Source organism: Marinobacter sp. UBA2498 (genome assembly GCF_002341575.1).
Taxonomy (GTDB): Bacteria; Pseudomonadota; Gammaproteobacteria; order Pseudomonadales; family Oleiphilaceae; genus Marinobacter; species Marinobacter manganoxydans.
Map to the genome: position 1 here is coordinate 62,959 of NZ_DDOI01000117.1, position 2,532 is coordinate 65,490.

The window sequence follows — 2,532 nt, forward strand, 5'->3', positions numbered from 1 at the left end:
CACCCATCCGTCGACTGGCACAAGCGTCATCGGCCGCCGTTAATGGAGCGCAATCCCGTGGCCTTCTGGCAGGGTGTATCCGCGTTATTGCTCCTGGCGTTGCTGGCAGCCCTCGGCCTGGGCTGAAGCGGGTATTGCCCGAGCAAGTTTTTGCCCCACCAGCAATCCTTCGCCCGGCGTTCGGGCGCGCGGTTGCCTGGCCCGCCGGGGACATCTCCGAGAAAAAAGATAACCCACTGTTTTAAAAACTATTTCCTCTTCTGGCACAGGCTTTGTAATGAAAGTCCGCGTCCAGGGAACACCCGGGGACACTATTCATTCACAAGTCATGGAGCAGACTATGCCAACTCCTTGTTATATCAGCATCGAAGGCCAGACCCAGGGCAACATCACCGCCGGCGCATTCACGTCCGATTCTGTCGGTAACATCTACGTGGAAGGCCACGAAGACGAAGTGCTGGTGCAGGAATTCAGCCACGTTGTTACCGTACCGACCGATCCCCAGTCCGGTCAGCCATCCGGTCAGCGCGTGCACAAGCCGTTCAAGTTCACCTCCGCCCTGAACAAGGCCACCCCGCTGATGTACAACGCCCTCGCCTCCGGCGAGATGCTGCCCAAGGTCGAGCTGAAGTGGTACCGCACCTCTGTTGAGGGCAAGCAGGAGCACTTTTTCTCCACCATCCTCGAAGATGCGACCATTATCGACATCAACTGCAACATGCCCCACTGCCAGGACGCCGGCAACGCCGACTTCACCCAGCTGGTCACCGTTTCCCTGTCCTACCGCAAGGTAACCTGGGAGCACGCCGTTGCCGGTACTTCCGGTGCTGACGACTGGCGTTCGCCGATCGAGGCGTAATCACGCCAGAAGGGCCCCGCAGGGGTCCTTCTGCCTTTGCAGGGATGAAAAAAATGGATAGTCAATTGTCGGCCGAAGACATTGATAAAATCAGAGCCATCATGAAGGCGTTCTACGGCCATTCTGTTGCTTCAGGATTCACTGAAAGCAGCGTAACCGAAGAAACCGTGCGCGCTATCGCCCATATGCTCGTGGAAACCGTCGATTGTAGTAGATGGGTTGATGCTGTTCCTTCTCCACAGGACCTACTACGACCAACACGCAGGATCACAAAATGGGCTTTACGCCTGATTCGCGAGGCAGGGAAACCTTTTTTGCAGAACGAAGTGAAGGTAAGCTGGATTTGCCGAACTGTTCGTTCTGGCCAGTTCAGATCCTCTATCGAAACGACATTGAGATGAGACTCCCACCATGGCAAGGATAGCCCTAGCTTTATCATTTTTACTTCTTCTCTCCGGCTGCGCATCCCAATCTTCATTGGTCATTCAACCATACAGCGAACTAGCTATAGAAGTACCAGAAAAGATGTTCTCCTCTGTGAAGATGAGGGATGGCGAGCTTGTATTTTTGAGAAACAACCGGGTCGTAGGTTTTGTCAGATCGGAGGAGATTCCAAGTACAGTAAGCTCAAGTTCAGCGATTGACACCTCAACGACGCTTTTTGAGAGTGCCAATCAGGGTTCAAGTAAACCAATTTGGATGGAGCAAATTCCCGAAGCTCAGGTATTTGGAGTAGTTCAGGGGGACTTTAGAACCGTATTTATTGTACCGAACGGCCAAGCTCAATCGCTTATTACCTTCCAGGGCCCAGTTGAAAGCTCAACGTCATTGCGGATAAATGGCGCGAAGATTTCAGAATAATGCATAGCTACCACTCACCCGAGTCCCGAATTCAGCAGCCTTCCAGCAGCTTTACGTCGAAATACAACCGGTAATGAGAAGATTCATAATTTTAAGGATTGTTTTGGCCAGCCTGGTCTCAGGTTGTGCTGTAACTGACCAGGCATCCATTGAGTTTCGCACCTCCAACGATCTGACGTTCGAACTCAGTAAGAGTCGGTTTGATGCTATCGAAGTGCAGCCTTTCGAAACACAACTTTGGCTTGATTCAGCAATCGTTGGTTCGTTGAGGACTATGGAAACCAGCCCAGATTTTGAAACGGCCGTTGACGAAGTTCGGCAAGGATCTAACGAAACGCAACAATACTCTGGTAAGGTCAAAAAGTTGGATTTGGGTGGCAGCGCCTACGGCTTCTCGGTCACCGTCAAAGGCTACACCACTGCATTTATCGCGACCTCGGAACACCCTTCTTCATGGATTACCATTAGTACTCAGGATGACGTGTTCGGCGAAGTTCTATCTTCTTTGTCTGTCAGTAAAACACGCGAATGATCTATGCTGTCTATGTCAGGTTTTCCAGCTTTTCGGTATGACGGTCCAGCCCATTGGAGCCGTAAATATGCTGCAAGCGCTGCAAAAGTTCTTGCTTGATACTGTCTTCCGAAATAAGACTAGCCATAAGCCTGCCGACTCCATGGACCGGGTGGGCACCAAATTTCCTTGGGCGCGTCCACGTCTCTGCTCAGCATCAAAGGGCCGAGGAACTCAACCACCGCCTCTACTACCTCCGAAAAAGCCTCTGGCACATGTTCTTGGCCAAGGCGCTTACGGA

Annotated in this window: 4 protein-coding genes; all 4 read left to right on the plus strand. The window is 52.0% G+C overall.

Annotated elements, in window-relative coordinates; all coding sequences use genetic code 11:
- Nucleotides 1-340: 340 nt before the first annotated feature.
- The 4 genes from B2W52_RS16445 (at nucleotide 341) to B2W52_RS16460 (ending at nucleotide 2,252) form a co-directional block, all read left to right on the plus strand.
- Nucleotides 341-859, plus strand: a complete 519-nt coding sequence (locus B2W52_RS16445; protein ID WP_008176957.1) for an Hcp family type VI secretion system effector — start codon at nucleotides 341-343, stop codon at nucleotides 857-859.
- A 53-nt stretch (nucleotides 860-912) separates the two neighbouring features.
- Entirely contained in the window at nucleotides 913-1,260 is a 348-nt protein-coding gene (locus B2W52_RS16450; protein ID WP_139043689.1) for a hypothetical protein, read from the plus strand.
- A gap of 10 nt (nucleotides 1,261-1,270) precedes the next feature.
- On the plus strand, nucleotides 1,271-1,720 hold the full coding sequence (locus B2W52_RS16455; RefSeq protein WP_139043688.1) for a hypothetical protein: 450 nt from the start codon (nucleotides 1,271-1,273) through the stop codon (nucleotides 1,718-1,720).
- 103 nt (nucleotides 1,721-1,823) lie between these two features.
- The gene (locus tag B2W52_RS16460; RefSeq protein ID WP_008176952.1) at nucleotides 1,824-2,252 is read left to right on the plus strand and encodes a hypothetical protein; all 429 of its coding nucleotides are present in this window, start codon (nucleotides 1,824-1,826) and stop codon (nucleotides 2,250-2,252) included.
- Nucleotides 2,253-2,532 lie beyond the last annotated feature (280 nt).